The sequence below is a fragment of the Streptomyces sp. NPDC042002 genome, assembly GCF_055588305.1.
Genome location: NZ_JBVJCT010000009.1, coordinates 13277 through 28848 on the forward strand (window position 1 = coordinate 13277; position 15572 = coordinate 28848).

At 70.7% G+C, this 15572-nt stretch carries 10 protein-coding genes; 4 read left to right on the top strand and 6 right to left on the bottom strand.

The genetic code is table 11. The features are described from left to right. The first annotated feature begins 239 nt into the window (after positions 1–239). The 3 genes from ACZ6KY_RS15970 to glpK all read left to right on the top strand — a co-directional run bounded on the left by ACZ6KY_RS15970 (position 240) and on the right by glpK (position 4633). Positions 240–1883, top strand: a complete 1644-nt coding sequence (locus tag ACZ6KY_RS15970; protein ID WP_469310900.1) for an EAL domain-containing protein — start codon at positions 240–242, stop codon at positions 1881–1883. Between the two features lie 391 nt (positions 1884–2274). Further along, positions 2275–3015, top strand: coding sequence for an MIP/aquaporin family protein (locus ACZ6KY_RS15975; protein WP_469310901.1), 741 nt, complete (start codon positions 2275–2277; stop codon positions 3013–3015). Positions 3016–3112: 97 nt separating this feature from the next. Continuing rightward, the gene (gene glpK / locus ACZ6KY_RS15980; protein ID WP_469310902.1) at positions 3113–4633 is read left to right on the top strand and encodes a glycerol kinase GlpK; all 1521 of its coding nucleotides are present in this window, start codon (positions 3113–3115) and stop codon (positions 4631–4633) included. A 178-nt stretch (positions 4634–4811) separates the two neighbouring features. Here glpK and ACZ6KY_RS15985 read toward each other — a convergent pair whose 3' ends face one another. Genes ACZ6KY_RS15985 through ACZ6KY_RS16005 form a run of 5 tightly spaced genes read right to left on the bottom strand, consistent with a single transcriptional unit; the run spans position 4812 to position 12875 of the window. Beyond that, entirely contained in the window at positions 4812–5417 is a 606-nt protein-coding gene (locus tag ACZ6KY_RS15985; protein ID WP_261709360.1) for a GTP-binding protein, read from the bottom strand. Continuing rightward, positions 5398–9039, bottom strand: a complete 3642-nt coding sequence (locus ACZ6KY_RS15990) for a hydantoinase B/oxoprolinase family protein (protein WP_469310903.1) — start codon at positions 9037–9039, stop codon at positions 5398–5400. The genes ACZ6KY_RS15985 and ACZ6KY_RS15990 overlap by 20 nt, the downstream gene beginning before the upstream one ends. Positions 9040–9063: 24 nt before the next feature. Then, positions 9064–9459 (bottom strand): DUF742 domain-containing protein, encoded by a 396-nt coding sequence (locus tag ACZ6KY_RS15995; RefSeq protein WP_469310904.1) that lies wholly within the window; start codon positions 9457–9459, stop codon positions 9064–9066. A gap of 9 nt (positions 9460–9468) precedes the next feature. Next, positions 9469–9909, bottom strand: a complete 441-nt coding sequence (locus ACZ6KY_RS16000) for a roadblock/LC7 domain-containing protein (RefSeq protein WP_469310905.1) — start codon at positions 9907–9909, stop codon at positions 9469–9471. Continuing rightward, the gene (locus tag ACZ6KY_RS16005; protein WP_469310906.1) at positions 9906–12875 is read right to left on the bottom strand and encodes a nitrate- and nitrite sensing domain-containing protein; all 2970 of its coding nucleotides are present in this window, start codon (positions 12873–12875) and stop codon (positions 9906–9908) included. The genes ACZ6KY_RS16000 and ACZ6KY_RS16005 overlap by 4 nt, the downstream gene beginning before the upstream one ends. 419 nt (positions 12876–13294) lie before the next feature. Between ACZ6KY_RS16005 and ACZ6KY_RS16010 the strand changes: the two genes are divergently transcribed. After that, positions 13295–13933 (top strand): hypothetical protein, encoded by a 639-nt coding sequence (locus ACZ6KY_RS16010; protein WP_469311085.1) that lies wholly within the window; start codon positions 13295–13297, stop codon positions 13931–13933. A gap of 186 nt (positions 13934–14119) precedes the next feature. Here the strand turns inward: ACZ6KY_RS16010 and ACZ6KY_RS16015 are convergent, their stop codons facing one another. Further along, a complete protein-coding gene (locus ACZ6KY_RS16015; RefSeq protein WP_469310907.1) occupies positions 14120–15319 on the bottom strand; it encodes an NAD(P)/FAD-dependent oxidoreductase in 1200 nt (399 codons plus the stop codon). Positions 15320–15572 lie beyond the last annotated feature (253 nt).

Consider the following 15572-nt stretch of genomic DNA (forward strand, 5'->3'; position numbering starts at 1 on the left):
CTGGGGCTGTCCGCGCCGGGCCTGGGGCCTCGGAGGACCGGCCCCCGCGCAGCCGGCCCGAGGACCGACCCCGTACGCCCCTCCCGACCTGGACGGCACGGCCCTCGAACCGGTCCCGGTGGAAGGCGTGTGGGGCAGGTCCGGACTCCTGTACACACCCACTGTGACGACCCTGGAATCCTGCGTGAACACCTCATGAATCGCCCCCCGGCGTACGCCGACAACGGCAGTATGCTGTTGTGCCCTCCTGGACGGATACTGTCCGCTTCGCCTTTCAGCCGGTCGTCAATCTGACGACCGGAGGGGTCGCGGCGCTGGAGATACTCGCCCGTCCGGAATCCGGCGACATCCTGGCGCAGGCCCGCCGCGACCCCGAACTGGACGGCAGGCTGACCGCGTTGGCCATCCGGGCCGCCGCCCGCAGGGAGACGCTGCTGCCCCTGCACGTCAACGTGTTCGCGGGAACCCTGGCCGACCTCGGCAGGCTCTCCGCACTGCGGAACGAGGTGCGGGAAGCCGGACGGCTGCCCTGGGAGATCACCATCGACATCGGCCCGCCGTACACGCACGTGCCGCAGCACGCCCTGCTGGAGGCTGTGGCCGCGGTGCGCGGCGAGGGCTTCCGGATCTGCGCGGACGGCATCGGCGACGGCGACGTACCGCTGCGCCTGCTGACGGATCTGGCACCCGAGCTGATGAAGCTCGACGTGTCCCTGCTGTCGCGGCCCGCCGCGGTGCGCGCGATGAGGACGCTGTGCGAACAGCTCGGGGCGCTGCTGTCCGTCGAAGGCGTCGAGACGGAACTGCAGTGCGCCGCCGCGGTGTCGGCGGGCGCGCAACTCGCTCAGGGCGAACTGTTCGCACCACCCGCCCGGCTGCCCTCGGCGGACGTATACGTTCCGGCGCTGTCACCGGGCGTCCCAAGCGCGCCCCGGTCCGGGCCGTCCGTGCGGCAGTTCATACGCCCGGCCGCGCTGTTGCCGGCCACCGCGTCGGCCGGACAGGTCAGGGCACTGCTCACCGGGTCGCCCGACGTCTCCGGGGTGTTGCTCGTGGACCCGTCCGGGATGCCGGTCCGCTCGGTGCACCGGTCACGGTTCCTGCTGTCGCTGTCCGGGCGCTACGGGCATGCGCTGTACGCCGACCGGCCTGCCTCCAAGCTCGGTGATCCACCGCGCACGGTCGGTGTCGACGCCACGGCCTGGGAAGTGCTGAACGTCGTCGCGGACGGGGACCGGGACCGTACGTCCGACGATGTCGCGGTCGTCGACCGGTACGGGCGGTGCGTGGGCGTCGTACGCCTCGCGGACCTCGTACGGGCGCTGTCCGAGAGCCGGGTCGAGGAGGCGGCGGGGCTCAACCCGCTGACCCGGCTGCCCGGTTCGGACGCGATCACCGGGGAGGTGGACCGGTGGATCGCGGACGGCCGGATGTTCGCGCTGAGCTGGCTGGACATCGACCACTTCAAGCAGGTCAACGACGGAGCGGGGTTCGCGGCCGGCGACGAGCTGATCCGGGGCGTGGGAAGGACATTGCAGCTCGCGGCCTCCGAGGCGACGCTCGTCGGGCACATCGGCGGCGACGACTTCCTGGTCCTCGCCGACCCGGACAGCCTCGACCCGCTGGCCGCCTCGGTGCTCGACACACCCTGGGCGGCGGGCGGCCGCGTCGTCACGCTGTCGCTGGCCACGGTGCTGTGCGCCCCCGGCAGCGTGATCGACCACCGGCAGGCGGCCGCCTCTCTGGCCCCCCTCAAGCAGGCCGCCAAGGCTCTGGACGGGGCGAGTTGGGTGCTGGGGCGTGCGGGGCTGCCCGGTCATGAGGTCCGCCGCGGCACGGGGGCCGCGCCGATGGAGCCGTACGGGCAGACGCTCACGGGCTGACCGGCTGGCGGGCTGGCGGGCTGGCGGGCTGGCGGGCTGGCGGGCTGGCCGAGAACGGGGCACCGTACGACGCCGGCGGCCCTCCGCGCCGCGTCCTCTTTACGCCCTCGAACCGTTGCGGTCCGCGACCTTGACGCCCCCTGGGCGCCGGAGAACACTTCCGGGTGTCAGTCGGCATCGCCGCATTCGGGCGTCTTCAGCTACCGCACCGCTCGGGTCTCCGACCTGCGCCCAGAGCCGTCCCCACGGGCGATTCCGCTGCGACGGCACGCTCGTCACGGACGCCGGGCGGGGCGCGGGATCTCCCTGCCCTCGGCTGAAGTAGCCATGGGAACGCACCCTGCACGGTGGCCCGGAGCGGATCGCCCCGGGCGAGAGCCTAGGAGCCGCCATGAGCAACGGAGACATCTTTGTCGGCGAGTTGATCGGCACCGCGATTCTCATTCTGTTCGGCGCGGGTGTGTGCGCCGCTGTGACCCTGAACAAATCCAAGGCCCAGGGAGCGGGCTGGGTCGTCATCGCCTTCGGATGGGGCTTCGGCGTCCTCGCCGGCGCCTACACCGCCGCACCGCTGTCGGGAGGGCAGATCAACCCGGCGGTCACCATCGGATTCGCGATCGAGGGCTCCACGAAGTGGTCGGACGTGCCCTTCTACCTCCTCGGGCAGTTCGCCGGAGCCGTCATCGGGGCGGTCCTGTGCTGGCTGCTCTACCTCGGCCAGTTCAACCTCAACGCCGAGGAGGACAAGGCCATCGAGACGCTGGGGATCTTCTCGACGCGCCCAGAGATCGACAACCCGGTGCAGAACCTGATCACCGAGATCATCGCCACGGCCGCCCTGATGCTGCCCATCCTCGCGCTGGCCGGCGGCGGCAAGCACGTCGCGGGTATCGGTGACGCGGGCCTGCCGGTCCTGCTCATCTCCTTCCTCGTCGTCGGCATCGGCCTCTCGCTGGGCGGCCCCACCGGGTACGCCATCAACCCGGCCCGCGACCTGGGACCGCGCCTCGCCCACGCGCTGCTGCCGATTCCCAACAAGGGCACATCGGAGTGGAGCTACTCCTGGATTCCGGTGGTCGGCCCGATCGCGGGAGCCGCCCTCGGCGCCGCGATCTACAACGTGGCCTTCTGACGAGAACGCCGCCACCCCCGAAAGCCCCGCCACCCCTTGTAGGGCGGCCTCCTGACGAGAACGCAGCCTCCTGACGAAGAGCACGTAAGGGGACGACATGACGGACAACGCCGAGAAATACGTCGCCGCAATCGACCAGGGCACCACTTCGAGCCGCTGCATCATCTTCGACCGGAACGGCGCGATCGTCGCCGTCGACCAGCGCGAACACCGCCAGATCTTCCCCAAACCGGGCTGGGTGGAACACGACGCCACCGAGATCTGGTCCAAGGTGCAGGCCGTGGTCGCGGGAGCGATCGCCAAGGCCGGGCTGCGCGCCGACCAGTTGAGCGCGCTCGGCATCACCAACCAGCGCGAGACGACGGTTCTGTGGGACCGCGCCACCGGCAAGCCCGTGCACAACGCGATCGTCTGGCAGGACACCCGCACGTCGGCGCTCTGCAACGAACTGGGCGGCTCGGACGGCCAGGACCGCTTCCGCGAGCAGACCGGGCTCCCTCTGGCGAGCTACTTCTCCGGGCCCAAGGCGGCCTGGCTGCTCGACAACGTGCCGGGCCTGCGCACGCGCGCCGAACGCGGTGAGATCGCCTTCGGCACCGTCGACTCCTGGCTCATCTGGAACCTGACCGGCGGCACGAACGGCGGGCGGCACGTCACCGACGTGACCAACGCCGGTCGCACCATGCTGATGAACCTGGAGACCCTCCAGTGGGACCCGTCCATCCTTTCCGCGATGAACATCCCCGAAGCGGTGCTCCCCGAGATCAGGTCATCCGCCGAGGTGTACGGCACCACCGTGGGCCAACTCGGCGGTGTCCCGGTCGCGTCGGCGCTCGGCGACCAGCAGGCGGCGGTCTTCGGACAGGCCTGCTACGACGTCGGCACGGCGAAGAACACCTACGGCACCGGCAGCTTTCTGCTGCTGAATACCGGCAACAGGCCCGTTCCCTCGAAGAACGGACTGCTGACGACCATGGGATACAAGATCGGCACCGAGGCGCCGGTCTACTGCCTCGAGGGGTCGATCGCGATCACGGGCGCGCTGGTGCAGTGGTTCCGGGACCAGTTGGGCATCATCCGTTCCGCCGACGAGATCGAAACACTGGCGGCGAGCGTCGAGGACAACGGCGGCGCGTACATCGTGCCCGCCTTCTCGGGCCTGTTCGCCCCCTACTGGCGCTCGGACGCGCGCGGCGTCATCACCGGGCTCACGCGGTACGTCACGAAGGCGCACCTCGCGCGCGCGGTCCTGGAGGCCACGAGCTGGCAGACACGTGAGGTCGTGGACGCCATGTACCAGGACTCCGGCGTGCAGATCACCACTCTGAAGGTGGACGGTGGCATGACCAAGAACAATCTGCTGATGCAGCACCAGGCGGATGTCCTCGGCGTGCCGGTGATCCGTCCGAAGGTCTCCGAGACGACCTGTCTGGGCGCCGCGTACGCGGCCGGGCTCGCGACCGGGGTGTGGAACGACCTCGACGAGCTGAAGACGCACTGGCAGAAGGACGTCGAGTGGACGCCGTCCATGGAGGCCTCGGTGCGCGACAGCGAGTACCACAACTGGCGCAAGGCGGTGGAGAAGAGCTTCGGCTGGCACGACGACACCATCGAGTGACCCCGCGTCCGCGTCGGCGGAGTCGGGCGCGGGCGGAGTGTCGCCGTGGGAACAGGTGTCCACGCGCGCGTACGTCTCACGTGAGCCACGCGCGCGTGCATGACCGCGGCCCGTACCCCAGTCGGTGGGGGTACGGGCCGCACCTGCGCGTCATGACGGCCGCAAAGCCGCGTGTGCGTCAGGTCGTGACGGTCTCGCGGCGGGCGGCGGCGTACGCCATCGCGTGCTGGACGACGCGGATGAGGACTTCCTTGACGGACTCCCGGTCCCGCGCGTCGCAGAGGACGACGGGCACCCCCGGGTCGAGGTCGAGAGCCTGGCGGACGTCCTCCGCGGGGTAACGAGCGGCTTCCTCGAAGCAGTTGACTCCGACCACGAAGGGTATGGAGCGCCGTTCGAAGTAGTCGACCGCGGCGAAGCAGTCCTCCAGACGGCGGGTGTCGGCCAGTACGACGGCGCCCAGGGCACCCGTGGCGAGCTCGTCCCAGAGGAACCAGAAACGGTCCTGGCCGGGGGTTCCGAACAGGTAGAGCACCAAGTCCTCGCGCAGCGTGATCCGCCCGAAGTCCATGGCGACGGTGGTGGTGTGCTTGCCCTCCACACCGCTGGTGTCGTCGATGGGCCGGCCCGCCTCGGTGAGGAGTTCCTCGGTGCGCAGCGGTTTGATCTCGCTGACCGCGCCGACGAGAGTCGTCTTGCCCACGCCGAAGCCGCCGGCCACCAGGATCTTGAGCGTGACGGGCTCGACCGGAGGCTTGCCGCGCTCAGAACGCCCGAAGATCATCGATCTCTTCTCCTGCTTGATGGGGGTCGCGCGGCGGTGGGCCGTAGCCCCCGCCGCCGGGGGTTTCGATGACGAGTACGTCGCCGGGGCCGACGTCCGCCGCATCGCTTCCGCCGAGTTCCGTGACGGTGCCGTCGGCGCGCTCCACCCGGTTGGCGCCGAGGGCACCGGGCTCGCCGCCCGCCATACCGTACGGCGGCACCCTGCGGTGCTGGGAGAGCGTCGAGACGGTCATCGGCTCCAGGAACCGGATACGGCGTACGGCGCCGTCGCCGCCCCGCCAGTGTCCAGGGCCGCCGCTGCCGCGTCGAATCGCGAACTCGTCGAGCAGGACGGGCAGTCGCCACTCCAGGACCTCGGGGTCGGTGAGCCGCGAGTTGGTCATATGGGTCTGTACGACGGAGGTGCCGGGGAAGCCGTCGCCCGCGCCCGATCCGGAGGCCACGGTCTCGTAGTACTGGTGGCGCTCGTTGCCGAAGGTGACGTTGTTCATGGTGCCGGAGCCCTCGGCCTGCACGCCCAGGGCCGCGTAGAGGGCGCCGGTGATCACCTGGGACGTCTCCACGTTGCCTGCGACGACGGCGGCCGGGGGCTCGGGGGCGAGCATCGATCCCGGCGGCACCACGATACGGAGGGGGCGCAGACAGCCGTCGTTGAGCGGGATGTCGTCGTCCACCAGCGTGCGGAAGACGTACAGGACCGCGGCGTTGACCACGGCGAAGGGTGCGTTGAAGTTGGTCGTGAGCTGCGCGGACGTGCCCGTGAAGTCGACCGTGGCGGAACGTTTTTCGCGGTCCACCGAGACACGGACACGGATGACCGCCCCTGAGTCGGTCTCGTAGGCGAACTCGCCGTCTTCGAGGGTGTCGATGACGTGGCGCACCGCTTCCTCCGCGTTGTCCTGGACGTGCTGCATGTACGCCTGGACGACATCGAGCCCGAAGTCCTCGATCATCCGGCCGACTTCGTCGACGCCCTTGCGGTTGGCTGCGATCTGGGCGCGCAGGTCGGCGAGGTTGGTCTTCGGGTTGCGCGAGGGGTGGGGCGGCTCGGTGAGCAGGGCCAGGGTCTCCGCCTCACGGAAGCGGCCGCTTTCGGCGAGCAGCCAGTTGTCGAAGAGGACGCCCTCCTCGTCGATGGTGCGGCTGTTCGCCGGCATGGAGCCCGGGGCGATGCCGCCGATCTCGGCGTGGTGTCCGCGCGAGGCGACGTAGAACAGGATCCGCTCACCCTCCGTGTCGAAGACCGGGGTGATCACGGTGACATCGGGGAGGTGGGTGCCGCCGTGGTACGGATCGTTGACGGCGTAGGTGTCCCCGGGTCGCATGGTGTCGCCGCGCCGCCGGACGACCTCCTGCACGCTCGTCCCCATCGAGCCCAGGTGGACCGGGATGTGCGGGGCGTTGGCCACCAGGTTGCCGTCGGGGTCGAACAGGGCGCAGGAGAAGTCCAGGCGCTCCTTGATGTTGACGGACTGGGCGGTCGATTCCAGGCGGGCGCCCATCTGTTCCGCGATGGACATGAAGAGGTTGTTGAAGACCTCGAGCAGAACGGGGTCCGCTTCCGTGTCGAGATCGGAACTCTCCGTAATCGCCGCGCGTTCCATGACCAGATGCCCGTCGTCGGTCGTCGCGGCCCGCCAGCCGTCGTCGACGACGGTGGTCGCACCCGCTTCGGCGATGATCGCGGGTCCGGTCACGGTCTCGCCGGGCGGGAGTTCCTCGCGGCGGTGCAGGGGCACATCGCGCCAGGCGCCGCCCGTGTGGAGGCTGACGGTCTCCGCGGTGGCTGAGCGGGACGCGAGTGCGGCCTCGTAGGGGGCGAGGGCGGAGAGATCGGGGGGTTCGGTGAGACCGGTGGCTTCCACGGAAAGGGCTTCGACGACGACCGGGCGGTCGAGGGTGAAGGAGTAGGTGGCGCGATGACGTTCTTCGAAGGCGTGGCTCATGGTGTCGGGCTCGGTGAGTTCGACGGTCAGCGCTGTGTCCGTGCCGTCATAGCGGAGCTGGGCGCGGCGGGTGATCCGGATGCGGTGCTCGGGGACGTCCTCGGCGAGGAGTTCGGCGCGGGTGGCGCCCTCCAGGTCGTCGGCCGTCTTGAGGATGCCGGGCATCGAGGACGCTTCGAGGGGTACTTCGACGGACTGTTCGCGCATGGCCGTCGTATCGGCGAGTCCGATGCCGAGGGCGGACAGGACGCCTGCCATGGGCGGCACCAGGACGGTGCGGATGCCGAGGGAGTCGGCGACCATGCACGCGTGCTGGCCACCGGCGCCGCCGAAGGTGGTCAGCGCGTAGCGGGTGACGTCGTGGCCCTTCTGTACGGAGATCCGCTTGACCGCGTTGGCGATGTTGGCCACGGCGATCTGCAGGTAGCCCTCGGCGACCTGCTCCGGGGTGCGGTCGTCGCCGGTCCCCTCGCGGATCTCGTGCGCGAGGGCGGTGAACCGGTCACGGACCAGGCCGCGGTCGAGGGGCTGGTCCGCGCCGGGGCCGAACACCTTCGGGAAGTGGGCGGGCTGGATGCGGCCGAGTGCCACGTTGGCGTCGGTGACCGTCAGCGGGCCGCCGTTCCGGTAGCAGGCGGGCCCGGGGTCGGCGCCGGCCGAGTCGGGACCCACGCGGTAGCGGGAGCCGTCGAAGTGGAGCACCGATCCGCCGCCCGCGGCGACGGTGTGGATGTCCAGCATGGGGGCGCGCAGCCGGACCCCGGCGATCCGGGTGGTGAAGGTCCGCTCGTACTCTCCGGCGAAGTGGGAGACGTCCGTGGACGTGCCGCCCATGTCGAACCCGATGACGCGGTCGAAGCCGGCGAGCTGCGACATCCGGGCCATGCCGACGATGCCGCCCGCGGGTCCGGACAGGATGGCGTCCTTGCCGCGGAACTGACCGGCCTCGGCGAGGCCTCCGTTGGACTGCATGAACATCAGCCGTACGCCCCGGAGTTCGGCGGCGACGTGCTGGACGTAGCGGCGCAGTACGGGCGACAGGTAGGCGTCGACGACGGCCGTGTCACCGCGCGGCACCAGCTTCATCAGTGGGCTGACCTCGCTGGAGAGGGAGATCTGCGGGAAGCCTACGTGGGCCGCCAGTTCGCCCACGGCTTGTTCGTGGGCAGGGTGGAGGTGGCTGTGCATGCAGACCACGGCGACCGCGCGGATCCCGTCGTCGTACGCCTCCTGGAGAAGGACGGCGAGGGTGTCCAGGTCGGGAGCGCGCAGGACGGTGCCGTCGGCGGCGATCCGTTCGTCGACCTCGATCACCCGCTCGTGGAGCAGCTCGGGGAGTTCGATGGCGCGGGCGAAGATGCGGGGACGGTTCTGGTAGGCGATGCGCAGGGCGTCGCGAAAGCCCCGGGTGGTGACGAGGAGCGTGCGTTCGCCCTTGCGTTCCAGGAGGGCGTTGGTCGCGACGGTGGTGCCCATGCGGACGGCGTCGACCGGGGCGCCCGCGGCGTCCCCTTCGCTGTCGAGGAGTTCACGGACGCCCGCGACGGCCGCGTCGGCGTAGCGGGCCGGATGGTCGGACAGCAGCTTGTGCGTGACCAGCCGGCCGTCGGGGCGCCGCGCGACGATGTCCGTGAAGGTACCGCCCCGGTCGACCCAGAACTGCCAGCCTGTCACGTCTGTTCCCCGTTTCCGCCCAGCTCAGAGCGCCCGGAGGCCGCTGATCACGTCGCGCAGAATACTCTCGTCCGGCAGCTCGGCAGGGGGTACGGGACGTGTCACATGGACCATTTCGTCATCCACCAGGTCACCGATGAGGACTCGCACCACTCCGATGGGCAGATCGAGTTCGGCTGCGAGTTCGGCGACCGACTGGGGGATGTCACGGCAGAGTTCGACGATGTTCACGTGTTCCGGGGACAGCGAGTGGTCCGCCTCGGGGTCCTCGGCGTGCTGCTCCGTGACCACCAGCGCGATCAGGTCGAGGCGGTGCTGGGCCGCGCTGGTGGTGCGGCCGCGTGTCATGGCGTACGGACGGACCACCGGTCCGGCCTCGTCGTCGAACCAGTGGCGTCTTCCCTGACCGTCTCCGCTCATGTCATCCCACTACCCGCCCGCAGGCAGATCGGTGCGTGGACTGGCGGCCAGATGGACGCCGACCCGCTTGACGAGAAGCGTCATCTCGTACGCGACCTGGCCCACGTCGGAGTCGGCGTCCGAGAGGACGGCGAGGCAGCTGCCGTCGCCGGCGGCCGTGACGAAGAGGAAGGCCTCGTCGAGTTCGACGACGGTCTGGCGGACGCTGCCCGCCTCGAAGTGCCGGCCGACGCCCTTGGCGAGGCTGTGGAAGCCGGAGGCGACGGCGGCCAGGTGCTCGCTGTCCTCCCGGGTGAGGTCCTTCGAGGCCCCGGTGGGAAGGCCGTCGCCGGAGAGCACGATCGCCTTGTGGATGCTGGCGACGCGGTCCACCAGTTCGTCGAGAAGCCAGTTCAGCTCGCCGGACACATTGCTGGTCGCGGTGGGCCCTGCGGCCTTCGGTGTGGTCATCGACCGTCCCCCTTTGTCGTTCGTCGTGCTGAGCCGTCCTGGGCCTGGTCGCCCACGGCGTTCTCTTCGCGGCCGCGCTGCCAGCCCCGCTGGAGGGAGGCCATCCGGCTGCGTACTTCGTCGGCGTCCCGTTCGGCGGGGTCCGCCCCCGTGCCGTCGCGGCCGTTGCCGCGCTCGGCGCGCCGCGCCGGTCCGTCCTTCAACTGCGGGGCCAGGTTGGCCTGCCGGACGCGCCGGGGCAGCGGGGCCGTACCCGATTCTGCCTGTCCCGCCGCGGTGTCGCGGCGTGGGGTGGTGTCGTCCGGGCTCTCGGCCGATGCGGTGGTGCGGGTGCGCCGGGGCAGAGCCGGGGCGTCCGGCCGGCCGGGGGCCTCACGGAGGCCGGGCGCTCTGCGGGGTTCGGGTGCCTCATGGAGGCCGGCTCTCTCGGGTGTGCCGAAGGCCCCTCGCGGCCCGGGGACACCGGAGCGCTCACCGCCGTGCCGGGCCGAGGCGGCGGATCGCTCGCCCCGCCGCCTGGGCAGTGGTTTCGCGCCTTCGCGTTCCGTCGCCGGGCGTTCCGGGCGGTCCCCGTTCTCCCTCGGCTCCGAGTCCGACGGGGTGCCCGGGTTCCGCGCCGATTCGAGGTCCTGGGCCGTGTCGTCCGCCCGGTCGCGCCACGACCTGGCCTGGTTGACGGGACGGCCGTGGGAGCTGACGAGTTTGGGTGCCCGGCGCCGCGGCAGCGCGATGGGGGCGGTGCCCGGAGGGTCGTCGTCCCCCGAGCGGGCGGAGTCGTCGCCGCTGTCACCGGCCTGTTGGTGCCGCCCCGCGGGAACCCCGGCGATGGAGCGCCGCGGACGGAACAGTCCTCCGCGTTCGCTGTCGTCGTCGCCGAGAGCGCCGGGGAATCCGGTGAACGTGTCCAGGTCGACGGGCGCGTCCAGTTCGACGGGACCGTCCAGGACCGAGGCGGGCAGTCCCGGCAGACGCACCGGTGACTGGGTGAGTGCCGTGCTGCGGCGCTCCTCGGCCTGGCGCTCCTTGGTGGGCAGGGCGCGGTCGAGGCGGAATCCGATGCCGTTGGTGTCCGGTACGTCGTCGGTGAGCAGGGCGTCCGGCATGAAGACGACCGCTGTGGTGCCGCCGTACGGAGACGGCTGGAGCGAGACGCGGACGTTCTGCCGCTGGGCGAGCCGGCTGACCACGAAGAGGCCGAGCCGGTCGGTGTCGGAGAGTTCGAACTCGGGGGTCTCGGCGAGCCGCAGGTTGGCGTCGAGCAGCGCCTCGGCGGCCATGCCGAGGCCGCGGTCGTGGATCTCCAGGGTGAAGCCGTTGGCGACGCGCTCACCCACGACGTGAACGGCCGTGTGCGGGGGCGAGAACACCGTGGCGTTCTCCAGGAGCTCGGCCACGAGATGGGTGAGGTCGGCGACGGCGGGACCCGTGAGGGCGACGCGCGGCAGTCGGCGTACCTCGACGCGTTCGTAGTCCTCGACCTCAGCGACGGCGGCGCGGACGATGTCCATGAGCTGGACGGGCTTGCGCCACTGCCGGGACGGCGCCGCGCCGGACAGGATGACCAGGCCCTCGGCATGGCGGCGCATTCGGGTGGTCAGGTGGTCGAGGCGGAACAGGTCGGCCAGTTCGTCGGTGTCCTCGGTCCTGCGTTCCATGGTGTCGAGGAGGGTGAGCTGCTTGTGGAGCAGTACCTGGCTGCGGCGCGCGAGATTGACGAAGACCTCGGAGACGCCCTCGCGCAGTTCGGACTGCTTGACGGCCGCCTCGACGGCTGCGCGCTGAAGGGTGTTGAGGGCCTGGCCGACCTCGCCGATCTCGTTCCTGTCGTACTCCAGGCGCGGCACTTCGGTCTCGACGTCGACCTGCTCACCGGCGGAGAGGCGGCGCATGACGCTGGGCAGCCGCACGCCGGACGCCTCGTGGGCCTCCAGGCGCAGCCTGCGCAGGTCACGGATGAGACTCCGGCCGATGCGTACGGACATGACGAGCGAGATCAGCAGGGCGATCAGACCGACCACGCCCGCGACGACAGCCTGGAGGATGACGCTCATGGCCACGGGCCTGACCCGGTCCCGGTAGTGGTCGCCGGCCCGGTCCTCGAGGCCGCCGAGTTCGGCGAGCACATGCCCGGCCGCGCCGTCCCAGCTCTTCGCGGTGACGCCGCTCGGCGAGCCGGCCGCGGAGTCGGCGACGGCCTGCTCCGCCACGCGCAGTGGCCCGGTGCCGGCGTTCCTCCAATACCGCTCGAAGCGGTCGCGTTCCGACGAGGGCAGCAACGGCAGGCTGATGTCGTAGAGGAGGGTGCGCTGGGCCACGAGGTCGGAGATGTCGCGGAGTTCGTCCCGTGTGATGTGACCGGCGACCAGCGCGGAGCCGAGAAGGGCATCCTCACGGGAGAGCAGTTCACGGGCGCGGGACACGTTGACGAGGGCGCGGCCCTCCTTGTCCAGTTCCACGTCGTCGACCACGTGCAGGTTGGCCAGCAGGACGAAGCAGGGATCGATCAGACGGTTGTAGAGGCCGAGGGCCTGGACACGGTTGACGGTGCCGTCCTCGATGCCGCTGCGCAGCGAGGAGATTCCGTCGACGGCGTCGAGGAGAGAGGTGAGGCGCTCCGCGGTGCCCCCGCTCAGTTCCTTGCGCACGCCCTTGTCCTGCGCGTTCCTGCGGACCTTCGCCACGACGCGGTCCGTGGCACCGCGGCTGCGCTTGAGCGCCGCGAGCCCGTCGGACGCGCGAGGATCGGCCAAGTAGACGAGCGTCTGGCGGCGTTCCTGCTGGAGGACTCTGACGGTGTCCTCGGTCGGGTAGCCGATCTTCTCCACGGTCTCGGACACGTTGAAGAGCTGGCTTGCCTCACGCCCCGTGAGCACGGTCGCGAAACCCCAGATCGCGGTCAAGGACACCAGGGGCACGAGGAGCAGCGCCACAATCTTCCGGCGGATGGACTTCCCGCGAAAGCGCATGGCCTCCCCCAGCTCGACCCCCGGCCGGGGGTACACATGTGCGTCAACAAACGGCGTGAGCCTACTACTGACCCGGAGGTAACTCGAAGACCCGTCCGGACGAGGTCCCGGCTCGACAGGGAACGAGACATGGGGAGTTGTCCGTTCATTGGGGGAGATTGCCTCCCCGAATCCGGCACTTGGGGGCGGATCGCATCGGAGCGGGGAACTTCGTCAGTTGGCCGGAATTCTTCGCTCGGCGGGAATCTTCGGGGCAGGTCGTTCGTCTTTCTGTACGGGAATTGAGGGCGGAATCGGCCACAGGCGCCGCATGCCGCGCTCAGGCGGCGTAAAAGAGCGCAAGCCGGGCAGCCACTGGGGGGCGGGAGTCGCGAGACACCCGTCGAGAGGACTGCTGGGCGGTGGGGAGTGACAAGTTGATGGGCACGGCGGAGCGGAGCGGGGCACCCGCTACTGGGGTTGCGACACGCGAGGCGGCACAACTGGCCACCCGGGCACCGGATCACGACATTCCGGCGGCTGGGCACGGCCGGACGGACGGGCGGCGGGCCACGACGGGCGGACCCGGCACGGCGGACCTCCAGGACACCGCCACGGACAGGGGCGGCAGAGTTGAGGAGAAGGGCGCTGCCACGGACGCATACGAGGACCACGAAGAGCGGTCGTACTACCGGCCGTTGTGGATCGAGGAGCCCGCGCGCAGGCGTCGGCTGCCCGACCCGGTGCGTACGTCGGCCGTACGCGCGGTGCTCATCATCGCGGTGACGCTGATACAGGCCGTGGTGGCCTTCCTGTGCACGATGACGGTGTCCTGGCTGGCCTTCCCGATGGTCCTGAGCAGCGTGGCGAGTACGGTCGTCGCCACTTGGGCCGTCCTGGACGTCTGGGTGACACGTCAGGTGTGGAACCAGCGGAACGGCGTGGTGTCGGTGCCGAGCAGCACCGCGCGGGCACTTCGCCGCGAGCGCCGCAAGGCCAGGCGTCAGGCGCGGATCTCGGCACGGGCCCAGGAGCGGATACGCAGGCGGGGCGGGGCCGGACAGTTGTCGCACTCGTAGCGGAGCGGCAGGCCCTCTCCGCCCCGGATACGGGAAGCGGGCAGGAGCGGCAGGTCGCGACGAAGGGTGAGGGTTCACCACTCACGCAATCGGCCAGCGCAAGGGGAAGCCGGCTCAAGGGAAAAGGACGGACCTCCGGCTACCCCTCGCGTCCGTCATCGTCCGGCGGTCACCGGCGTCACGTCGTCACAGTGCCGCCGGCTCCACCGGGTCCTCGCTGCGCGCCAGTTCACGACGAACGCGCATGAAGGGGCGGGGGCGGTCGACCGCGAGCACCCCTGTCGTGCGGCCTGCACGCTCGTAGAGGGCGAGGAAACCGCCCGCCGCCGGTCCGCCGTCGGCGAGGGCTCCCTCGACGATCCGGACCGTGTCCGATTCCTTTCGTCGGCCCGCGAACTGGATCCGCGCACCGTATTGGTCGGACCAGAAGTAGGGCAGGGACCGCAGAGTCGCCAGGGTACGTCCGGCGAGCAAGTTGCGCACCGCTACGCGGGGTTGCTCGGTGGCGGAGGTCCAGTGTTCGGCGCGGGTGCCGCCGACCCGGGCGACGTCACCGACGGCGACGACCTGCGGAAGTCCGGTCGCGCAGCCGTCGTCGCACAGCACGCCGTCGTTCACGTCGAGCGTCGAGCCCGCCAGCCAGCCGGTGTTCGGGGCGGCGCCGACGCCGATTATCACGACATCGGCGGGCAGGGATCGGCCGTCGGACAGATTCACTCCGCTGACCGCGCCGGGTGACGCGCCGCCGCTCCCCCGGAACCCGGCGACCCCGGTTCCGGTGACGAGACAGGTGCCCGCGCGCCGGTGCAGTGCGGCACACACGGCTGCCATGTCCGGGCCGAGTTGGGGAAGGAGGGGCAGCGGGGCCGCTTCGACGACGGTGACGTCATGGCCCAGGGCGGCGCACGAGGACGCGGTCTCGGCGCCGATGAAGCCGCCGCCGATGACCACGACGCGGCGCTGTCCCGCGGTGAGTTCCGCGCGCAGGGCACGGGCGTCGTCGAGGGTCCGCAGGGTGTGGACGCCGAGGAGGCCGTCACCGGGAAGGCGACGGGCGGAGGCACCCGTGGCGATGACGACTCCGTCCGTTGGGACACTGCGGCCGCCCTCCAGCAGGACGGTGCGGCCACGGGCGTCGAGGCCGCGGGCGCGTACGCCGAGGAGCCACTCGGCGTCGAGCCCGGCGCACTCCTCGGAGTCGGTCAGAGCGAGTCGGTCCTCGTCGGCGCGACCGGTGAGGAAGTCTTTGGAGAGGGGAGGCCGGTCATAGGGGCGGTGGGGTTCGTCTCCGACGATCACCAGTCGTCCGTCGAAGCCCTGGGCGCGCAGTTCGCGGGCGGTATACAGACCGGAGAGGGAGGCACCGACGACGGTCACGGTCCTCATCGGGCCCGCCTGACGGCACGTGGGTTCGTGGCACTCGCGCGACGAACGCGGTTCAAGTGACTCTCGGAACTCAAGCCGTTCATGCCGTGCATACCGCTCGCGGGACTCGAGTACCTCATGTGGTTCAGGGGGCCCACCCTGCACACGTAGCCCACTCGGCACCGCCGGCTGATGCGGCCCACTTGGGCGATGGGTCGGGACACGGGGCGGGGCGCGTCGATTCCGGCCGCGGGGCCGACGCCGTGTCCATGGG